We start from the raw sequence: 19,011 nt of genomic DNA, 5'->3' as shown, positions 1-19,011 counted from the left end.
AGTACCTTCGATGGTGAACCCATCTGCGCATGCTACCAAATGTTTCGGGCATCCGACATGCCTACCGTTACTCATCAGCCCAGATTCTGTCTGACGGTAATAGCTAGAGCCGCTTTGCGTGTCCAGCGAGATCGTGATTGGGACGTTGCTCGCGGCAGAGACATTCACATCGGTTAAGGTCACCGCCGGGTTGATGTTCACCGCCACCATGCGATCAATCGAACGAGCAACTCTCAGCTTCCCTAGAACTGCGCAGTCATCTGGAAACCGACCGTCACGCGTGACGTATCCAACGTGGCCGGCTTGTAGAGCGGTGTGCCGGCGAACAGGTCGTAACTGAAGCCTGCATACTTCGACGGCACGCCGCCGCGAATACCGATCACCGCACCGACGAGTTGCGTCCCTGCAAGAAACGCCGTGTTCGGTCCGAATACGTGGCCGTAGTCGATGCCCGCGTACAGCGTCTGCCCGGTCTTGCCGATCGGCGCTTGCAGTTCGTTGCGCGAATAGAAGCCCTTTTCGCCTGCTAGCATCTGCTCACCATCGAAACCGCGCACGGTGTATCGGCTGCCGATCGTTATATCGTCGATGTAGAACAGCGTGTCGTTCGTGTATTGGCCGTGGAACGTAGTCACGTATCGAAGCGGTTGCGATGCGATTGCGAATGGCACCGACAGGTTCGCATCCAGCACGGCCATGTGGTACAGATAGGTCGGACCTGCCGGCTTCGTTGCAGGCGTCGGCGCGATGTTGGCATCCGCCGGTTGCGAGGGGTCCCCGGTTGCGCCGAGATCATTGATCCCCTGCCGGTACGCGAGCGAGCCATCGAACTGCGCCCCGCCGAAGTAATGGCGGTGGGTCAGCCCCGTTTCGAAGAACGTGTTGTTGCGGTGCTGGAGCACGATCTCGGTGTCGTCGATGAAACTCGCGCCGAAGCGCTTCGACAACTGCGCGTAGCCGCCGAAGACATCGTTCTGGCCGCGGTGGAGCACGCGTGCCAGCTTCAATCCCGCCGTCTGCGCGTTGCCGCTCGACACGAATGTCTGGTTCACGCCCGCGATCTGTTGGTAGTACGTGTTCGTGTTGCCGAACAGCGTTGCGGTCCAATAGCCCCACGGCACCGAATACGAGCCGTTGAAACCGTGTGAGCCCAAGCCCTTGTCGCCGAACTCAAGATCTTGATTTGCGCCGATAGTGAAGATGTCGTTCAGTCCCAGCGGGTTGTCGATGCCGAGACTCACGTTACCTTGCAGTCTGCCGGTCGCGCGGCTGCCCGAATTGTCGACCGAGGCGACGAGTGACCACGGCTTAGCACGTTTGAGCGTCAGAACGACGTCGCTTTCGCCCGGTACGTTAGTCGGCTCGATCTTCATGTCGACGTCTTGCGATGCGACGCGCTTCATCTGCTCGACGCCTTGTTCGAGGTCGCGCAGGTCGAGGACGTCGCCGGGGCGCGTCGGGAATGCGGTCTTCCATGTGCCCCAAGAAATCGGTCCGGCGAACCGAACCTCGTGGATCACGCCGGGCACCAGCGCGAACTTCAATACGCCGCGTGACAGATCCTGCTCGGGCAGCAGCACGCGAGTCGTAATATAGCCGCGACTGAGTATCGCCTGTTGCAATCCCTTGGTGAGTACGTTCACGCCGTCTTTGCCGACGCATTGGCCGTCGTAGTGGACCAGCCAATCACGCGCGAAGCCAAAGGGGTCGAGCGGCAGGGCGGATGCCCCCTTCGCACGCACAGCATCAGGCAGTGTTGCCGGCACGTCGAGCGCGAACGCGTCGATGCGAAAGCAGGGCGATTCGTGCGGCAGTTGAGGACGGGCACCGTCTACTGGCGCGGTCGACCGGACGGACGACGCATTGACGGCCTTCTCGCGTTCCTGAGCGGCGCGCTGCTGCTGAACCTGCTGGTTCTGTTCTGCGTTGGCGCGAGCCGCGGCAGCCTCGTCTGCTGGCGACACGTTCTGTGCCCATGCGCTATGCGAGACCACCGTCACGATCAAGCCTGCAAACGCAATCTGCAAGCAATTGCGCGCATTCATGTTCTTCACATCTATTTCCTTATTTGCTGGCCAAACTGACTTCAAGTTCAGGCAGGATGTAATCGGCGATCAGCTTGTTGCCGGCATCTGATACGTGATCGCCATAGCTGTAGAGGAATGCGCCGTCCTTCGTAATCGAACAGGCATTTTTTCGCCGATCGCACAAAACTGTTGCCGGGTCGAAAAAGGAAACCTCCGGGTGCCTGTCGTGCAGGATGGTCATGATCGAGCGATACGCGGCCGTGGCTGCCAGGTGCGCGTCATAGGAAACCGTGCACCGAGGTGCCGAAGAGCCGGCTCGGTCGACGCCGAGGGACTTCCGGACTGCGCTAGACGCCATCAACCTGCGATCCATGCATTCACGCGGATCGGGTAAGGTCGGGTTATCCATCAGCAGCGCGACCTTCTTGCCAGCACGCTGTAAGGAAGTAATCGCGGCATCGAGACCGTCGAGCGCGCCGTTCACATCCGGCTTGCGGGTCACGGCATTGCCGTATTGAGGCCCGACCAGCACGCGGGCGGCTCCCGTCAGCAGGACGAGTTCGATGTGCGGATCGGAAGCGATCGCCTGCGCGGCGATCCGGTTGGACCGTTCGCATTCGTCTGGATTGTCATTCGCGTAAGACGACAGCCGGGCAGCGCCGACCATGGGCGCGCAGCTCGCACGCCCGATCAGGCGCCAGCGAAGCCCCTGTGCCGACTGCCGCACGAGGCCCCAATACGTGGCGTCAGCCTTGCTGTCGCCCCATACGACGGCACGCGGCGGTTCCCTGCTGTCCTGTGCGCAAAACTGGAAAAGATGCTCGTCCCGCGAGGAAACACCGCAATTGCGTTCCGTGTATTCGCGCCCTGCCCCCAGCGATGCGGTGTTCACGTCGGCACCTAGGCTATAGCCTTTACGAAACCCGAATCCGTCGCGCATCCAGGCCATGCCACCTAGGAAGGCCATGAGCACGACCAGCACGCACGGGATGACTACCTTCATGCGACGGCTCGGGCCGAAACGGATGGGCTTCTCGATCACCGCGCAGGTGGCCCACGCGAGCACGACGCTAATCCCGACGAGGACGGCGCGCACCTGGGCGGCTGGCTGCGCACCAGCGAGGACGGTCGCAAACGACAGCAACGGCCAATGCCAGAGGTAAAGTGGATAGCTGATCTTGCCGATCCACACCATCACCGGTCGGCTCAGTACGTGACGCGCCACGGGATCCGCGCCGTTGCCGTAGATGCACAGGGAAGCCCCGGCAACAGGCAGCAGCGCCCACCATCCGGGAAACGCCGAGTTCCGGTTTAGCGCGAACATGGCCGCGACGCATAGCATTGCGCCGAGCATCGGCAGTCGGCGCGGGGCAGCCGCATTTCGATCGAGCGATGACCGCATCACGTAGGCGAGCATCGCGCCGGCAAGGAGCTCCCAGAAGCGGCTAAAGGGTGAATAAAATGCGGCCGCCGGATGGTGATTGATTAGCAGCACGTTGACACCAAAGGAGACCACGGATATTCCGAGCATCAGTCTCGCGAGGCCGATTTGGCGCCGCCGTGCGAATGCCAGCAGCAGCGGCCAGAGAATGTAGAACTGTTCTTCAACGCCGAGCGACCACAGGTGCAGTAAAGGTTTGGTGTCGGCGGCGCTGTCAAAATAGCCGGCCTCTTTCCAGAAAGCGAGGTTCGCCACGAACGCGGCGCCGGACACGATCTGTTTGCCTAGATCTCTGTATTCGGTCTTGAACAGCGAGAACCAGCCGAGCGAAAAAACGAAGCCCAACACCAAAACAAACGCCGGAAAGATTCGCCTGACGCGGCGTCCATAGAAGCGAGTAACACTGAAGCGTTCCTCGTCCAATTCTGAAAGCAGGATCCCGGTGATCAGAAAACCTGAAATGACGAAGAATATATCGACACCGACATAGCCGCCCGGGACGAGGGTCGGAAAGGCGTGGAACATGACCACTGCCAATACCGCTACTGCCCGCAGACCGTCAATTTCGGGCCGGTATTTTTCAGATGCGGGGCGAACAGCCCCCGGCGAAACGAGGACATTCATAGATTTCTAGGGTTTAGGGCGAAATGTCTCGCTAACGTACTGTGTACCTTAGGTGTACGAATTGCCTTATCGATAGTCAGAATCACTCGTGCGTACCATAAAAGGAACGTTGTTTGTCGTCGACGAGACTGACGAAGCAGTCTCATTCGCGCGTGAAATTGGCTAACACCCCGTCTTATTTTCGATCGACCGGAGAAAAGTGAACGAACTGAATCACAAGATGAAAGTCAAAAGCCTGTTTCGGAGGCCGGTGAGATTCTCCTGCCAATCGCGATTGCAAGTCTCCCCCATCCGCGTTTCACGCGAGCTGTGGTCTGTACCTTAATCGTCCGACGCCGAATACTGCAAGTCGTCGCATTCCTAAATTTTCCACCGAGCCCCCCAAGAGAGCAGCAAGGAGTGACAGCCCGAAGCGGTACTCGAGCCGTGGACGGGAAGCAGAGTTCATGCGGGCATTGGCGCTGCGTGAAATGCCCAGGCGGGATCGCCACGCAGCTTGAAGACCGCGACGACGCTGCCATCGCCACAGGCGGCGCAACCGTTACTCCGCTGTCGTTCTTCGGCAGATCCGTGCCTGGCACTGGATTGGTGTTGTTCGCCACACCCTTTTGATCCTTGCCGATCCCGCTCTTGTCACCGTCGCCACCGCCGAAGCTATAGCCACCGCTCGCCGCAAACGACGACGCATCGTAGTTCGCGTGATTCTCGATGTCGCTGTACGTCAGCGTTGCCGTGTTCAGACTGTTCTTCGACGCGTCCGCTTCGCTCGCAATGACGCCGCCTTTGAGGTCAGTATTGCCCTTCACGTCGATATCGAACCCGCCCGAGCCTGCCTTGATCCCTGACTGCTCGCTCACGCTCGCGTAGTCCGAGTTCATCTGCTGCTGGCTCACACTGGCCGACACGCTCGGCTTGCCCACGCCCGACACCGGGATACTCACACCTACTCCGGCGCCCTGCTGCTTGGAGTCGTAGTGGTCGGTGTCGTGACCGCGGGCACATTGTTTCACATCAATTATGTGGTAGGTTTTTGTACTCCTCAACGACTTCTCGAACCACTGACTGGAAACTATCGCGATCAAGCATAACATCCATCACGCTATCAACGTCTTCGTTACAACCGTAAATGATCCTTGCCCGATCTTTTCCACTCGATTAGAAAGACATTGTGACCTTCATCTAACAGACTTCCAACGGAGACGAGATGTTTGAAGTCACTTTCTTTCGCGCATGAATCGACAGGGGGAAAGGCCCTATCGCAAAGCTCCTCATAGACATCAACGACTGCTGCAGAGAACAATCGTTTGTCTTCTACACCATTCTTCATGCTGTTGACTGTACTCGACAGATCCAGGTCTACGCCAAGCGTGGACAAAGAAGAACAAAAGAAACAAACGACTCCCTACAAAGTAACCGAAACAACCATTCTCAACCCTCTCGTCCGACCAAGACGCAATTGGATCGCGCCAAATCGCGAGCGTACTGGGATCGCCACACAGCATCGTTACTTCCTCTTGAACCCTAGCTCTAGCCTCGATTTCCAATAGAAGTTGCTGTCTTGTAATGATCGGTCGTACAGCAATCCGTCACTCGAATACAACACCTGTGCCGGTTTGATTACTACGAGACATGTTGCCGCTGAGCCCAATATCGGCTTCATACAAAACTCAACTGGTGGTTGAAGGTGAGACAATGGTCGTGTTTTGAACACATCGGCGCCCATTTTCCCACCGGGAACGCTATTATTCATCGGTTTGCCGGGCTGCCCCTCTGCCGCTGCTTCCGCCCTTGTTACGTAGTTGCTCGCGCCGTGGCTCGCAAGCCTTCGACTACTTCATTTGCTGGGTCTTGTTAAACATGATCACAGTGGTCTGAAGGATTTTCCCCAGAGTGGAAGACTTCTAGTCTTTTTAACACTTGTTCAAAGGTCGTCTCCGCCCGAGAATCCCCATCGTGAAAGCGATCCCAGAAGTCACCGCCGAATTCTTTTGGGCTCAAGGTGTAATAACCTTTCCCTTGATCAATCATCGACCAGTCCGGTGGCACATCCACATCTGCGATGTCAAAAAAGTTCATATCGAACAAGCCAGGCCCGCCATCCGAGTATGGCTTACCATCTCGGTGGTCTCCCGGATCGGTATCTGTGAGAATGCATACTTGCACTTGATACGGCGCAGGCCTTATCACAACACCCATCACAAGATATATCCGTCCAAGGGTAAGCAGCGGATCACACCCTTGTCCCTTAAAACCGCGTTCCCTAGCATAACGAACCATCATGGTAGAACAACTCCCTTCACCTTGTAATCAGGCGTGGCGTAATCAATTTTTCAGATTTCGAATTCATATAGTAGTCAATCTGCAATGATTGTCCATTGGGCGCAGTCACTGATTGCGTTGTGTACTTTCCCCAATCAGCAATATTAGAACCATCTTTCGTCAGTTCTTGAACGATAGACGGATTGTTGATCGTGCCGGAACCAGACGAATTGATCCTCCGAGAATTTTGAATCGCCGCTTCGGTCAGTTCCCCGCTTCAATCCAGCAGCCCAGCGTCCTGAAAAGCCAATCGATTGCGCAACTGCGTACCCGTGCGCATGTCGGCGGCACTGCCTGCTCTTGCCGCTGCCCCTTCTACTGCAACGCTCGGAGCAACCGAGTTAGTCACAATGGCTGCCGCCGTCTCCGCCGTAATGATGCCAGCATTCACCGCCGCTGCCGGATTGGTCAGCGCAAGCGTCAACGCCTCCGGCCCAAGCACTGCCAACGCTGGAATCGCCGCCACTGCCGCGACAGCACCCGCCGCCGTGACCGCGTTCTTGCCCGAAGCCTCGTTCATCTGGTTCTGCGTTTGAACGAGCTGCTTCACCTGGTCGTCCGTGCACTTGCCCGCGCCGCAGAACGTCTTCACCAAATCAACCGACAGCGGATTCTTCTTCGGCAGTATCGAAACCTGATTATTCTGCACCTCAATCTGCGCCGCCCCCGCAGCCGTCGCGGTATCCGCCCCACTCGCGCCCATGCCCGTGGCCACGCCTGCCACCAGACTATTGACCAAATTCTCCCGAACTAGCCGATCCGCCGCCGACATATTCTCCGTCGGTCCAAGCAGGCTCCCGATGACACTACTGGCCGCCGCGCCCATGGCGCCCGCGCCGCAGTTCGCGCCCGATCCCGCCGCACCCGCGCATCCCACGATCGCATGCAGCGCTGCCCGCGCCGTTTCGTCCTTCAGCGAATCCGCTAGCTGCTTGACTTCGTTCGCCCCAAGCTCTTGCAGATACGCCACCGTTGCCGCTTGCGCGAACCGACCGGCGCCTGCCGTCACATTGCCACCCGCCGCCACCGTCAACGCCGTCATCACCTGACGATACGTCCCGTTGGGGCCCCAGTCCTTGTTCAGCTCATCGGCCTGCTGCTGCGCTTGCACCCGCTGTTCCGGCGTCAGATTCGGGTCCTTCGCCGCCGCGCTCGCCGCATCCGCCTCCTTCACCCGGTTCGCGACGAAGGTTCCGGCTTCAGCGGTGAACTGCCCGACGATCTCAAACCCCGCCTCGATCTTGTTCTTGTCGAAGATCGGGGCGAGGACGCCAAGGACATGACGGTGGTCGCGGGTGGCAATCTGACGGCGACGAGCGTCACCGATAGCGCCAAGGTCGACGATGTCTACTACAGCAAGAAGCGCAGTCAAGAGAGCCACAACTATGACGAGCAAGCTGTAGGCACGAGCTTCTCGGCGGGCGGCAATGCGACGCTGGCGGCAGTGAGCACGGACAAGAGCAAGGGCAATGTGACGCTCACAGGCTCGACGCTGTCGACTGAGACGGGCGCGGCGAACATCGTCGCAACGGGCGATGTCACGCTCAACGAAGCGCGCGAGGAGCACGACAGCTCCTACTGGGAGCACTCCACGCGCGGCAGCATCGTGAAGAGCACGAACACTGAGCAGATGCAGAACACCCAGTCGAACATCGGCGTGGGCAGCGCGGTGTCGGGCGATTCGGTGAACACGGGTGCCCGAACTCGTGATCGTGCCGTTGTCGTTCACGAGCGCTGCGGGCGCGAGCGTCAGATCGGCGGCGTTGGTCTGAATCGAGCCAGACGTGTTGTCCAGCGTGCCGGTCACAGTGAACGTCGTCGGCGCGGTGCCTGCCTGTGTAATCGTGCCGTTGCGGTTGACCAGGTCATACGCCGAGAGCGCAAGCTGATTTGCAACCACGACTTCCGCGCGCTGCCCGGCCACTTCCAGAAAGCCGTTTAACTGCGACGGCGAATTGCTCAACACCTGGTTGACGATGATCCCCGCCGATTGCCCCGGCGAGAGATTCGGGTTGCCATTGATATAACCCGCCTGTTGCGTCTGAACGATGGTCGGCGAGTTATTGAGAATCGCGCCCTTTCCGGGCACGTCGAATTGTGAATAATTGTTCAGGGAAACGCCGGCAGCAGACGGCTTGGCGATGTTCACTTGCTGGAGTCCGTTCTGCGTCTGGATCACCTGCGCAGCGGACCCAGGTGCGGCGACAATCTGAGCATAAGACTCAGACGCGGCAGCACCCAGCAGCAACATCGCGACGAAAGCCACGGCACGCATGGGAAGGCTCGAACCGATGCTGTGGAATGATACGACCGACTCGCGCTGCGTCGCGCTCCCGCCTTCCGCGCCCTGCCCCGTGGCGAAATCAGCAACCGCAATCATCATGTGCCGTACGCGGCTAAAGACCAGCTTGTAAATCCCGTTATTCATTCTTCAATGCTTCGCTTCTTTCTAGGATGCCGGACGCGCGACGGCACATCCCGCCAGTAACCCGCAAGTGTTCCGGCGATCAATAGTGCGTAATATGGGAATACTCTGAAAACCGTTGCGCTGTTGTGGAGCAATCACACGCGCTCGATCGCGGCCTCGATCTTCGTCGAGGCCGCTTGCTGGATCTGCTGCTACCTGCGAGGAAAGAGCCGCTGAGGCGGCGTTGTCGTGGCCGTTCGCTCCGGCAGTTGCATGCCTCTTCCATGTTCGCCGACATCGCTCACCGCGTGATGATCGGCTTCGACGTAGACGAAGGTGCACGCGTCAAACGTAGAGCGATACTTGCAGCGCGCCGGGCAGGCCGATACGAAACAATCGGATCATCACCAGGTGCCTCAAGCGACCTTGGCGAGCGACAAGGGCCCGTGGATCATCAACGTCGTTGGCGTGTGGGGCTGATGACCTTGCTAGATACCGCCCACAACTGATCGCTTGCCGATAGGGCAACCGGTCCCGCGAGGGCGAGCGGCCAGAGTTTGCGCCCCCTTCTGCAGCGCCCTGAGGAAGCGTCGGGGAAGCGCCGCACCGCTTGCCGGTGCAAGTCTAAATATCCGTAGCCGACGCGCACCATGAACGTCATATGCGCCGGGATTTGCGACATGTCCTCGTCCGATGCGCTGATTTCGGCATCGGCACTCAGGAGTTGTCACTGTTGCGGGCGAACCGGAATCGTCCGGATGTGCTCTTCGCCATACCGAAGTCCAGTTCGTACTGGTCGCCACAGCCAATGCCGCGCCCAGGCGAGCGTCGCTGGCAAGCTTCGCTTCGGAGGGCTTTGTCTTGAGCCGCGACGCACTCCCACGAGGCTCGGTAGCGTCGGCCGAACGGCTCCTGATGGTTCCGCGCACAGCGCAGGTGGTTGCTGGCCCCGTGCGCCACTCCCCGACGTGTAGCACTCGTGAGACGCCGTACTCCGACATCAGCAGCATATTGATCGTTGAATAGTCAACGTCATTCGAAACTGAGTTGATACGGGACGATTTTCTGGAACGTCTCAGCAACCAGTCTCCGCGTCTCTGGTCTCGCCTCGTTATCAACATGTCAACGCCGCGCGCAAGCTCGGCCCACCGCTGCGCACGGCGTCAATTTCATGCTTTAACGTGGCGCTTCCCTGCTGCTCCTCGGCAAGCCGGCTTCCCAGTTGTTCGGCCTCGCGTGCGAAGAGGGCTGACGCCTTTGTACTCGCGGCGAGCAACGCCTAGTAATCCCCTCGACTTGTTGCTGCGTCTGGGTGACGCGCTCGGGTGCCATGGCTAATCAGCCAGCGAGCGGCGAGGCGGTCTCGCGGCTCTCGAAGAGCGAGCTCCGTGAGCGCAGTGATGCTCAAGGATTCCCTCAGTACTTCGTCATGCGATCCTTATTTTTATTGATTGACTCTCGGCTGCCGAACGACCACTTCTGCCTTTCACTTCGATCAGGCTGATAAAACGTCCTAGCGCCGCAGACGAATACGCTCGTGCAGGCCATCCGCGACGGCTCTGCAAAACGCGCGTTTCTTCACCCCATCGCGTCCTTCATTGAGCGTCACCTGAATCACGATGCAATGGTCGGTGCGGCTAATGCCGAGATATCCACAATCCACGATGAAATCCGACGCGCGGTGCTCACCACCGATCTGAAAGCGAGCATTTTCGTACACGACATCGCCGATCACCGCGCGATAGGCGGCGTCCTTTCCTCGCATCAAGTCCATTCGCACGAGCCGCATGAATAGGCTACCTCACTGATTCAGCGATATTGCGGATGCACGCGCAGTTGCGCCAAGCCGTCACTATGGACGACCACCACGGCGTTCTGTCGGTATGCGAGCATGAGTTCGTCGGCGTCTTGCTCAGTCGCTCCGAGCACTAAAAGGCTCGCTTCGGCGGTCCATATGCCGTTCGGATCGATTCCTTCGCCGGGTAAAGCGGTCAACCCTGATTGCACGATGCGTGCTTCGAGCATGTGCTGGCGCGCGCCGTTTTGCCCCGCACTGAGTGCGCGCCCGAATGGATTAAACGCCGTCACGAACACGGCGCTAGAGACCCCGTGGCGCGCCAGCAGCGCGGCGATCTCAGCGTTCTTCTCGCCGATCATCATATCGATGGGTGGCTCGCCATATATCCGATAGACAGCCGCGCGATAGGCCGCAAGGGTGGCGTCGGAAAGCGAAGAATCGTCCATAGGCATGGACGTTACCCGAGTGCGCACGCACGCGCAAACCGGCATCGCAGTCACGCGGACAGCCTATACTGTTAGCAGCGCCTCATGCACGGAGGACGCCATGACACGCAAGTACATCGATTGCCGCGAGTGCTCGAGCGACAGCCACTGCACCCTCGCGCTGGCCGCGGACTCCGAAGACGAATTGATGCAAGCCGCCGTTCAACATGCGGTGAGCGCGCATCAACATCAGGATTCGCCGGAGTTGAGAACAGAACTTAGGAAGTTCTTCCACGACGGCACGCCGCCGATCGACAGACCGCCCGCATGACGAGCAAAAACATAGCGCGGCGGCCGGCACGCAGGGAATGGATTGCGCTTGTCGTTCGAAGGGAAAAGAAGCCGGTTATCAGGAGCAGCCGGTGCGCCGCTCGCTGCGGCTGAACCGTTGACGCGACTGCCAGTCTTCCGAGCGCAGGACGTGTTCGCCGTCCTCCCGGGCTTCGTCCTCGGAGTCGAAGCCTTCGTCGCTGTAGGCGACTACTTTCATGCCGCCGCCTGCCGCGCGTTCGACGGTGATACCCCAATGCCACCCGCCTTCCTGGTGGAAGACATGCAGCGTCGGTTTCGACGATGTGGTCAGGTCCATCAATGCGGCTCCTTCAAGTTGACGTCCGTAAGGCTTGCTGCCTTGCCTAGACGAACGCCCTCGATGTCGGGCGCTTCTCTTTCGCGTTGCCCGCACGCGAAACGTTTAGGGCATGTGGCTTGATGATAGAGGGCGGCTCGGCCCCGCTCGGAACAGCATACTCAATGACATGCTGCAATGCAACACGGGGTTTCCCCTGTTGTGAGCGGGTGAAACGGTGTCCGTTATTTGGGACTCAGATCACCCCACATAGCGTACAGATGCAATGCAGTTGTCGATTCGGAAGCCGCGTCGATTGCCTATTCGCGCAACGGCGCACGGCTGCGCACGCGCCGGTGCGATTTCACGTTGTGTCCTAGAATAAGTAAGCCGTTGTAAGCGGCACAAGGGGTCTTCATGAAAGCTGCTTCCCGTTTCATGTTCGGCGCGCTTGCGGCGTGCTGGGCGGCGTCTGCCATCGCGCAGCCGCTTACCGACGACCCGTCCGCGCCCAAGACGCGCGAACAGGTCCGCTACGATCTCCGCGCCTGGCTCGCTGCGGGCTACGATCCGAACGACTGGATCCATTATCCCGACAACGCAATGCGCGCCGGCCGCATCGTCGCGCAACGACGAGCCGACAAACCGCCCATGACGCAATAGAGCGCGCGGTCAGGCGGCCGGCTTCGGCCCGCGCAGAATTCGCCGCGCGATGCTCCACCGATGCACTTCCGACGGGCCGTCATAAATTCGAAACGCGCGCATGTCCGCGAAGATGCGCGCGACGACGGTTTCGTGCGTGACGCCCTGCCCGCCCAGCACCTGCACGCAACGGTCCACCACGCGCCACAGCGCCTCCGACGACACCACCTTCGCGACACTCGACTCGTGCTTGCCGAGCACGCCCTGATCGAGCACCCACGCGCAGTGCCAGATGGCAAGCCTCGTCACATGCAAATCCATCTCGTTGTCCGCGAGCATGAAACCGACGCCTTCATGCTCGCCTAGCGCCTTGCCGAAAGCCTGACGGCGCCGCGCGTAGTCGCTTGCCACGTCATGCGCGCGCCGCGCCGCGCCGAGCCAGCGCATGCAATGCGTGAGACGGGCGGGCGACAAACGCACTTGCGCATAGCGAAAGCCTTCGCCCGGTTCGCCGAGCACGTTCGATGCAGGCACGCGCAGTCCGTCGAATCGCACGACGCCGTGGCCGCCCGGAAAGCACGTATCGAGCGAATCCATCGACCGTTCGATGACGAAGCCGGGGCTCGACATGTCCGCGAGAAACATGGTTGCCGGCCCATCGGCGAACTTGGCCATGATGATCGCCACCGCCGCGCCCTCCGCGCCCGTGATGAACCACTTGCGGCCGTGAATCACGTAGTCGTCGCCGTCACGCGTGGCCGTGGTCTGGAGCATCGCGGGGTCCGCGCCCGCGCCGGGCGACGGCTCGGTCATGCAGAAGCAGGAGCGGATCTCGCCCGCCGCGAGCGGACGCAGCCAGCGCTCTTTCTGCTCGGGCGTCGCGATGGCTTCCAGCAGATGCATGTTGCCCTCGTCGGGCGCGGCGATATTGAGTGCGACGGGGCCGAGCGGCGAATAGCCCGCTTCTTCGAAGAGAATGGCCTTCGCGACATGGCCGAGCCCGAGCCCGCCGAACTCCGGTGAAATGTGGCTCGACAGCAGGCCCGCCTTGCGGCCCTTCGCGATGAGTTCAGCGCGCAACGCTTCGTTCGGCCCGTGCGGCGTGCAGCGCGGATCGCGCTCCATCGGCACGATCTCCTTTGCGATGAACGCGCGCACCCGCGCCTGCAATTCGGTCAACTCCGGCGAAAGCGAAAAGTCCATCGGCATCCTCGGTCGTTAGGGCATCATGCGAGCTTAGCCGTGTCCGCCGCTTTCGTCATTCATCGTATTCGCTGTATTTGCGCGCGTCCCCGCGAACCTTGTGCGCCGGATACTTCGCGCGATTGAGCGCCATCTTCTCCCGCAACGCTTCATGCAGGTCGACATCGAGCGCGTCCGCCAGCATCACCAGATAAGCGAGAACGTCCGCCATTTCGTGGCGGATGGCCCGGAGTTTGGCGTCGTCGAGTTCGGTCTTGTCGCCGGTCTGAAGCCACATGAACGGCTCCAGCAACTCGCTTGCCTCCACGCTCAACGCCGCCGCGAGGTTCTTGGGCGCATGAAAGCGGCGCCAGTCGCGTTCGTCGACGAACTCGCGCAGCATGTCGCGCATGGCGACGAGTTCGCTCGGGGATTCTTTCATGGCGTCCTCGACTCGCTACTCATTGCGCCGGATAAAGCCCCAGCGTGCGCGCATGCAGACGCGCGAGGCCGAGCAGTGCGTCGGTAAAAGGCGTCGGCACGCCGGTCATGGCGCCGAGTTCCCGCACCGACGCGACGAGTGCATCCAGTTCGACGGCCTTGCGCGCTTCGACGTCCTGCAACATCGAGGTTTTCATCGCGCCGAGTTTCGCCGTAACCGCGTGCCGGTCCGCGGGCTCCTGTTCGATGGGAATGCCGAAGCGCGCACCGATTTCCTTCGCTTCCAGCATGATGCGCGTGACGAAGCCGCGCACGAGATCGTCGCCGAGAATGCGGTCCGTGGTGGCGCCGGTGATCGCGCTGATCGGGTTCATGGTCATGTTGCCCCAGAGCTTGAACCAGACGTCGCGCTGAATCTGCGGCGAAGCGGAAGCATCGAAGCCTGCCTGGGCGAACAGCGATACGAGCGAATCGACACGCGCGCTCGGCTTGCCGCTCGCCTCGCCGAGGATCAGCCCGTTACCCTGATGATGCCGGATGACGCCCGGCGCCTGCACGAAGCAACTCGCGTGGACCACGCAGCCGACCGTCTGCGCGCTCGGTATCGCGGCCGCGATGGCGCCGTGCGGGTCCACCGACGAAAGACGCCTGCCGGCGAATGCATCGCCTAAGCCGTCGCAGAACCACCACGGTACGCCGTTCATGGCGGTCAGCACCGTGGTCCGCTCGCTCAACAGCGGCGCGATGTGCGCGGCGACGGACTCCATCGCCGGGGCCTTGACGGCGACAACGACCAGGTCTTGCTGCCCCAGCGCTTGGGGCGCGGCACTCGCGCGGACCTGAGCCGTGTGCGTCGTGTCCTGCTCGACGAGTTGCAAGCCGCGCGTCGTGAGCGCATCGAGCGTCGCGCCGCGCGCGACCACGCTGACATCGCAGCCTGCTTGCGCAAGTCTGACGCCGATCCAGCCGCCGATTGCGCCCGCGCCGTATATGCATACCTTCATCTTGCCGTCCCCGCCGCTCGTGATGGATCGCTCATTGTAAGAGCGGATGGAATTCTTCAGCGCCCGGTGCTCAAACGAAGCCATTTATGATTCGGCGACTACTTTTCAAGAGTCCTCGAACGAATAAAAAATCGCTTTGCAAATGCGGTTTGAGTTATTGAAAAGAGCCTCTCCGCTCCTATTTTTGGCTGCAAGGGCAGCAACGCAAACAATGCGCTGCCACATCCATTAACGCACTGTTCCGGCCTTGAAGCGGCCGTATTTTCGGAGACTGGATCATGAGTGACTTCTACTTTGGCGGCGACGTCTTTGCGGAATTCGACCGCATGCAGCGGCAAATGTCGACGCTCTTCGGCAACCTGCCGTCGAGCATTCGCACGAGCCGCACGGACGTCTTTCCGCAATTGAATATCGGCAGCACGGACGACGCCGTGGAGATCGTCGCTTTCGCGCCGGGCGTCGATCCCGCAACGCTGGATGTGACCGTGGACAAAGGCACGCTCACGATCAGCGGCGAGCGCAAGGCCGAAACGCAGAGCGAAGGCGCACGCACGTATGCGAAAGAACGCTTTACCGGGAGCTTCCGCCGCGTGATCGAACTGCCGCAGAACGCGGACATCGACAAAGTGCAGGCTCGTTATGAGAACGGCACGCTGTCCATCACGGTCGGCAAGCGCGAAGCGTCCAAGCCGCGCGCCATCACCATTCAGTAAATCAGCATTCGGGAGCTTACGATGAACGACACCACTCAACTGGCGCAGCGCAACGAAGGCGACGTGACGCGCAAGAATGAAGACAATGTGCGCCGCGCGAGCTTCACGCCCGCAGTCGATATCGTCGAAGACAGCCACGGCATCACGCTCTGGGCGGATTTGCCCGGCGTGCCGCGCGAAAAGCTCGACGTGAAGGTGCATGACGCGCGCCTCTTTATCGAAGCCGAAGCGGTGGTCACCGCGCAAGCCGGCTTGCGCGTGCATCACGCGGAAGTCCGCGCCCCGCGTTTCGCTCGTGCATTCACCGTCAGCGACGACTTCGACACGACGAAGATCGACGCGAATCTGACGAACGGCGTGCTGAAGCTCACGATTCCGCGCCGTGAAGAAGCGCGTCCGCGCCGCATCGAAGTGCGCGCGAACTAATGAACGCTCTCTAACGATAAGACAGTGCTTCAACCCAATGGCCGCGAAATTCGCGGCCATTTTTTTAGCGCGTTCCAAGCCCTCTATAATCTTTCGCGGCAGTCCGAGAACTATTCAAACTCATCGCTAAGAAGGGACGAACGTGAAGACGTTGTTGACGGTGTTGTTGAGCTCCACGCTGGCTGTATCCATCGGCGCACATGCCAAAGACTGGTCCACCATTCGCTTCGGCGTCGATGCCAGTTATCCCCCGTTCGAATCGAAAGCCCCTGACGGCCAGTTGGTCGGCTTCGACATCGACGTCGGCAATGAACTGTGCCGCCGTCTGGAAGCGAAATGCGTATGGGTCGAGAATGCCTTCGACGGCATGATTCCAGGGCTGAAGGCGCGCAAGTTCGACGGCGTGCTGTCCACCATGTCCATGACGCCTGCACGTGTGAAGCAGATCGCGTTTTCGAGCAAGCTCTTCCACGTTCCGACGCGACTCGTCGCCAAACGCGATGCGAAGATTCAGCCGACGGCGGAATCGCTCGCGGGCAAATCGGTGGGCGTCGAACAAGGCTCGATGCAGGAGAGCTATGCGAAAGCGCATTGGGGCGCCAAAGGGGTGACAGTCGTATCGTATGCGGATCAGGATCAGGTTTATGCCGACCTGCTCGCCGGACGTCTCGACGCATCGCTGCAAAACGCGGTGCAGGCCGAACGCGGCTTTCTCGACACACCGCGCGGCAAGCCTTTCGCTTTCGCCGGTCCTGCGCTAGAAGACAGCGCGATTTTCGGTCCGGGAACGGCAATCGGTCTTCGCAAAGAGGACACCGATCTGAAAGAGAAGCTCGACGGCGCAATTGCCGCGATGATCAAGGACGGCACCTATAAGCGCATCGAGCAGAAGTATTTCGACTTCGATATTTACGGCGAATAAGCATAAGAAAGCGGACGGCGCGGGCGCGGTGTGCGGCTCGCGCCAACACATGCGTTTGTCCGCGAATGGCGTTTTTTCACGCGCGCCACGCTGAAAATTACACTGCGACCGCGCCGACGCGGAAAAGGGCGATGCTTCAGGCGTCGGCATACTGTTTGCATACCCGGCGATGCACAGAGAGACTGTTTCCGGGGGCATCATGCATCATTCGATCGAACCACACGAACTCAGCAAGATCGATCTCGCGCACTTCCAGATCGTGCAAGTGTCGGACGGCACGCATACCGTCGTGCTCTGGGAAGCACCGGAGCCCGACACGCTCGTGCCGCTGCACGCGAGAGCAGCCACGTTGACCATTCGTCTGTGCGATCCGCTCAACCCTGTGCGCAGAAAAGACGTGTGCGAGCGGTTGCAGGCGCATCTCGCGGCGTCGCGCGGCCGCAAGAGCGCGGCGCGTCAGCGCACGCATTTGCATCGCCTGAGCGCCGGTCCGCGCGCCACCGTTTGAGAAGCGACTACAGCAACGTTTCCAGGAACGCCCAGAGCGCGTCATCGAGCGAGTGCGGCACGTTGAAACGAAAGCACGCGCTCGGTGCATCGCCCGGACGAAAGTACGAGCCGGGGGCAAGCCAGATGCCGTGTTCCAGCGCACGCGTCGCGACTTCGCTCGCACGGGACGGATCGATCGGCAGTTGCGCCCACACGAAGAGACCCGCGCGCGGACGACGAAACAACGTCGCGCCGAGCGCATCCATGCGCTGCTCGACGAGCGCATGCGCGTCCTTCAGTTTGTCGACCACGAATCCGACATGCCGCGCGTAACGCCCTTCCGTCAGCACTTTCTCGACGATGCGCTCCGTCGCCTCCGACGACGTCAGTCCTACCGCCATCTTCGTGCGCGCCAGTTCGCGCAACACGTCGCGTTCGGCCACGACATAACCGCAGCGCAGCGAGGGCGTGATCGTCTTGGCGAAACCGCCGACATACACGACGCGGCTTAAGCCTTCGAGTGCTGCAAGCAACGGCGCGCCGGGCGGCGCAAGCTCGCGGTTCACGTCGTCTTCCACGACCCACAGGCCGTGCCGCTCGGCGATCTGCATCAGACGAAACGCCGACGCCATGCTGAAAGTCGCGCCCGTCGGATTCTGCAGCGTCGTGTTGAGGAAGACAGCCTTCGGCCGATGCTCTGTGACGATGCGTTCGAACACGTCGGTATCGATGCCCGCGGCGGTGCGCGGCACGCCATGAACGTCGAGTCCGGCGAGCCTGAGAATCTGCAGTAGATTGCAGTAGCCGGGATCTTCGACGACCACGGCATCGCCCGGACGCAGCAGCGTGCGCACGATGAGATCGAGCGCCTGCGTCGCGCCGCTCGTCAATAGCACATTGGATGCGGCATCGACCGGCAGGCCGTGACGGTCCAGTTGCTCCGCAATGCGCTCGCGCAGCGGCGCGAAGCCATACGGATGTCCGTAGTCCGCGATGCGCGCCGCCGGCACGCGGCTCACCGCACGCAACGCATGATGCAGGCCGCTTTCGTTGACCCATTCGTTCGGCAGCCAGCCGCAGCCGGATTTGATCGGCACGGAATGATCGGCGAAGACGTCGGACAGCAGCCATGTGGCCGTGAGGCTCGGCGGCTGCCATTCGACCGCGCGGGCCTGGTGGCGCGGCCCACGCGCCGCCACGCGATACCCCGAGCCGCGCCGCGCGGCCACAAGCCCCATCGACACGAGCCTGCCATACGCTTCGGTCACGGTGAACGTGCTCAGTCGCTCGCTTTCGGCAAGACGCCGCACCGAGGGCAGCAATGCGCCCGCGCGCAGTGTGTCCGCCTCGATGGCCGACGAAAAGGCGCGCACGAGTTGCTCGACGAGCGTCGGCGCCTGTCGCGAGCCGCGCTCCAGCTTGAGTTCTATCATCAGAGGGTCAGGCAAGATCAGCCAACACAGTTTGCCCCATTTTGCCAGCACAGTTGGCAACGCAGTGACGCGACTGTGTATGCCGCGCAG

General features: G+C 60.7%; 17 protein-coding genes and 1 pseudogene. 6 read left to right on the top strand and 12 right to left on the bottom strand.

Annotated elements, in window-relative coordinates; genetic code table 11:
• Positions 1 to 242: 242 nt before the first annotated feature.
• The 7 genes and pseudogenes from P9239_RS05770 to P9239_RS05740 all read right to left on the bottom strand — a co-directional run bounded on the left by P9239_RS05770 (position 243) and on the right by P9239_RS05740 (position 11,062).
• Complete coding sequence (locus P9239_RS05770) at positions 243 to 2,045, bottom strand: ShlB/FhaC/HecB family hemolysin secretion/activation protein (RefSeq protein ID WP_309749637.1); 1,803 nt, start codon at positions 2,043 to 2,045, stop codon at positions 243 to 245.
• Positions 2,046 to 2,064: 19 nt separating this feature from the next.
• Positions 2,065 to 4,092, bottom strand: coding sequence for an acyltransferase family protein (locus P9239_RS05765; protein WP_309749514.1), 2,028 nt, complete (start codon positions 4,090 to 4,092; stop codon positions 2,065 to 2,067).
• A gap of 494 nt (positions 4,093 to 4,586) precedes the next feature.
• A pseudogene (locus P9239_RS23375) lies at positions 4,587 to 5,078 on the bottom strand (hypothetical protein); the annotation flags it as partial.
• An 865-nt stretch (positions 5,079 to 5,943) separates the two neighbouring features.
• Entirely contained in the window at positions 5,944 to 6,372 is a 429-nt protein-coding gene (locus tag P9239_RS05755) for a hypothetical protein (RefSeq protein ID WP_309749512.1), read from the bottom strand.
• A gap of 256 nt (positions 6,373 to 6,628) precedes the next feature.
• Positions 6,629 to 8,839 (bottom strand): filamentous hemagglutinin N-terminal domain-containing protein, encoded by a 2,211-nt coding sequence (locus P9239_RS05750; RefSeq protein ID WP_309749511.1) that lies wholly within the window; start codon positions 8,837 to 8,839, stop codon positions 6,629 to 6,631.
• A 1,492-nt stretch (positions 8,840 to 10,331) separates the two neighbouring features.
• Positions 10,332 to 10,583 carry a tautomerase family protein gene (locus P9239_RS05745; RefSeq protein ID WP_309749636.1) on the bottom strand — a complete coding sequence of 84 codons (252 nt, stop codon included), beginning with the start codon at positions 10,581 to 10,583 and terminating at the stop codon, positions 10,332 to 10,334.
• A 44-nt stretch (positions 10,584 to 10,627) separates the two neighbouring features.
• Positions 10,628 to 11,062, bottom strand: a complete 435-nt coding sequence (locus P9239_RS05740; RefSeq protein ID WP_309749510.1) for a DUF3293 domain-containing protein — start codon at positions 11,060 to 11,062, stop codon at positions 10,628 to 10,630.
• Between the two features lie 100 nt (positions 11,063 to 11,162).
• Between P9239_RS05740 and P9239_RS05735 the strand changes: the two genes are divergently transcribed.
• Complete coding sequence (locus tag P9239_RS05735; RefSeq protein WP_309749509.1) at positions 11,163 to 11,372, top strand: DUF1059 domain-containing protein; 210 nt, start codon at positions 11,163 to 11,165, stop codon at positions 11,370 to 11,372.
• Between the two features lie 78 nt (positions 11,373 to 11,450).
• On the opposite strand, the gene P9239_RS05730 is transcribed toward P9239_RS05735, so the two are convergent.
• Positions 11,451 to 11,690 carry a hypothetical protein gene (locus P9239_RS05730; RefSeq protein ID WP_309749508.1) on the bottom strand — a complete coding sequence of 80 codons (240 nt, stop codon included), beginning with the start codon at positions 11,688 to 11,690 and terminating at the stop codon, positions 11,451 to 11,453.
• 396 nt (positions 11,691 to 12,086) lie between these two features.
• Between P9239_RS05730 and P9239_RS05725 the strand changes: the two genes are divergently transcribed.
• Positions 12,087 to 12,332 (top strand): DUF4148 domain-containing protein, encoded by a 246-nt coding sequence (locus tag P9239_RS05725; protein WP_309749507.1) that lies wholly within the window; start codon positions 12,087 to 12,089, stop codon positions 12,330 to 12,332.
• A 9-nt stretch (positions 12,333 to 12,341) separates the two neighbouring features.
• Here P9239_RS05725 and P9239_RS05720 read toward each other — a convergent pair whose 3' ends face one another.
• Genes P9239_RS05720 through P9239_RS05710 form a run of 3 tightly spaced genes read right to left on the bottom strand, consistent with a single transcriptional unit; the run spans position 12,342 to position 14,938 of the window.
• Positions 12,342 to 13,514, bottom strand: a complete 1,173-nt coding sequence (locus tag P9239_RS05720; protein WP_309749506.1) for an acyl-CoA dehydrogenase family protein — start codon at positions 13,512 to 13,514, stop codon at positions 12,342 to 12,344.
• A gap of 55 nt (positions 13,515 to 13,569) precedes the next feature.
• On the bottom strand, positions 13,570 to 13,935 hold the full coding sequence (locus P9239_RS05715) for a nucleotide pyrophosphohydrolase (protein WP_309749505.1): 366 nt from the start codon (positions 13,933 to 13,935) through the stop codon (positions 13,570 to 13,572).
• Between the two features lie 19 nt (positions 13,936 to 13,954).
• Positions 13,955 to 14,938 (bottom strand): 2-dehydropantoate 2-reductase, encoded by a 984-nt coding sequence (locus P9239_RS05710; RefSeq protein WP_309749504.1) that lies wholly within the window; start codon positions 14,936 to 14,938, stop codon positions 13,955 to 13,957.
• Between the two features lie 278 nt (positions 14,939 to 15,216).
• Between P9239_RS05710 and P9239_RS05705 the strand changes: the two genes are divergently transcribed.
• The 4 genes from P9239_RS05705 (at position 15,217) to P9239_RS05690 (ending at position 17,507) form a co-directional block, all read left to right on the top strand.
• Entirely contained in the window at positions 15,217 to 15,651 is a 435-nt protein-coding gene (locus tag P9239_RS05705; RefSeq protein ID WP_309749503.1) for an Hsp20/alpha crystallin family protein, read from the top strand.
• A gap of 21 nt (positions 15,652 to 15,672) precedes the next feature.
• A complete protein-coding gene (locus P9239_RS05700; protein ID WP_309749502.1) occupies positions 15,673 to 16,077 on the top strand; it encodes an Hsp20/alpha crystallin family protein in 405 nt (134 codons plus the stop codon).
• A gap of 142 nt (positions 16,078 to 16,219) precedes the next feature.
• Complete coding sequence (locus P9239_RS05695; protein ID WP_309749501.1) at positions 16,220 to 16,999, top strand: ABC transporter substrate-binding protein; 780 nt, start codon at positions 16,220 to 16,222, stop codon at positions 16,997 to 16,999.
• A 199-nt stretch (positions 17,000 to 17,198) separates the two neighbouring features.
• A complete protein-coding gene (locus P9239_RS05690) occupies positions 17,199 to 17,507 on the top strand; it encodes a hypothetical protein (RefSeq protein WP_309749500.1) in 309 nt (102 codons plus the stop codon).
• Between the two features lie 7 nt (positions 17,508 to 17,514).
• On the opposite strand, the gene P9239_RS05685 is transcribed toward P9239_RS05690, so the two are convergent.
• Positions 17,515 to 18,921 (bottom strand): PLP-dependent aminotransferase family protein, encoded by a 1,407-nt coding sequence (locus tag P9239_RS05685; protein WP_309749499.1) that lies wholly within the window; start codon positions 18,919 to 18,921, stop codon positions 17,515 to 17,517.
• Between the last annotated feature and the right edge of the window lie 90 nt (positions 18,922 to 19,011).

This window comes from Caballeronia sp. LZ062 (assembly GCF_031450785.1).
GTDB lineage: Bacteria > Pseudomonadota > Gammaproteobacteria > Burkholderiales > Burkholderiaceae > Caballeronia.
The sequence above is the reverse complement of the archived record's forward strand: the minus strand, read 5'-3'. Positions and strand labels throughout refer to the sequence as shown.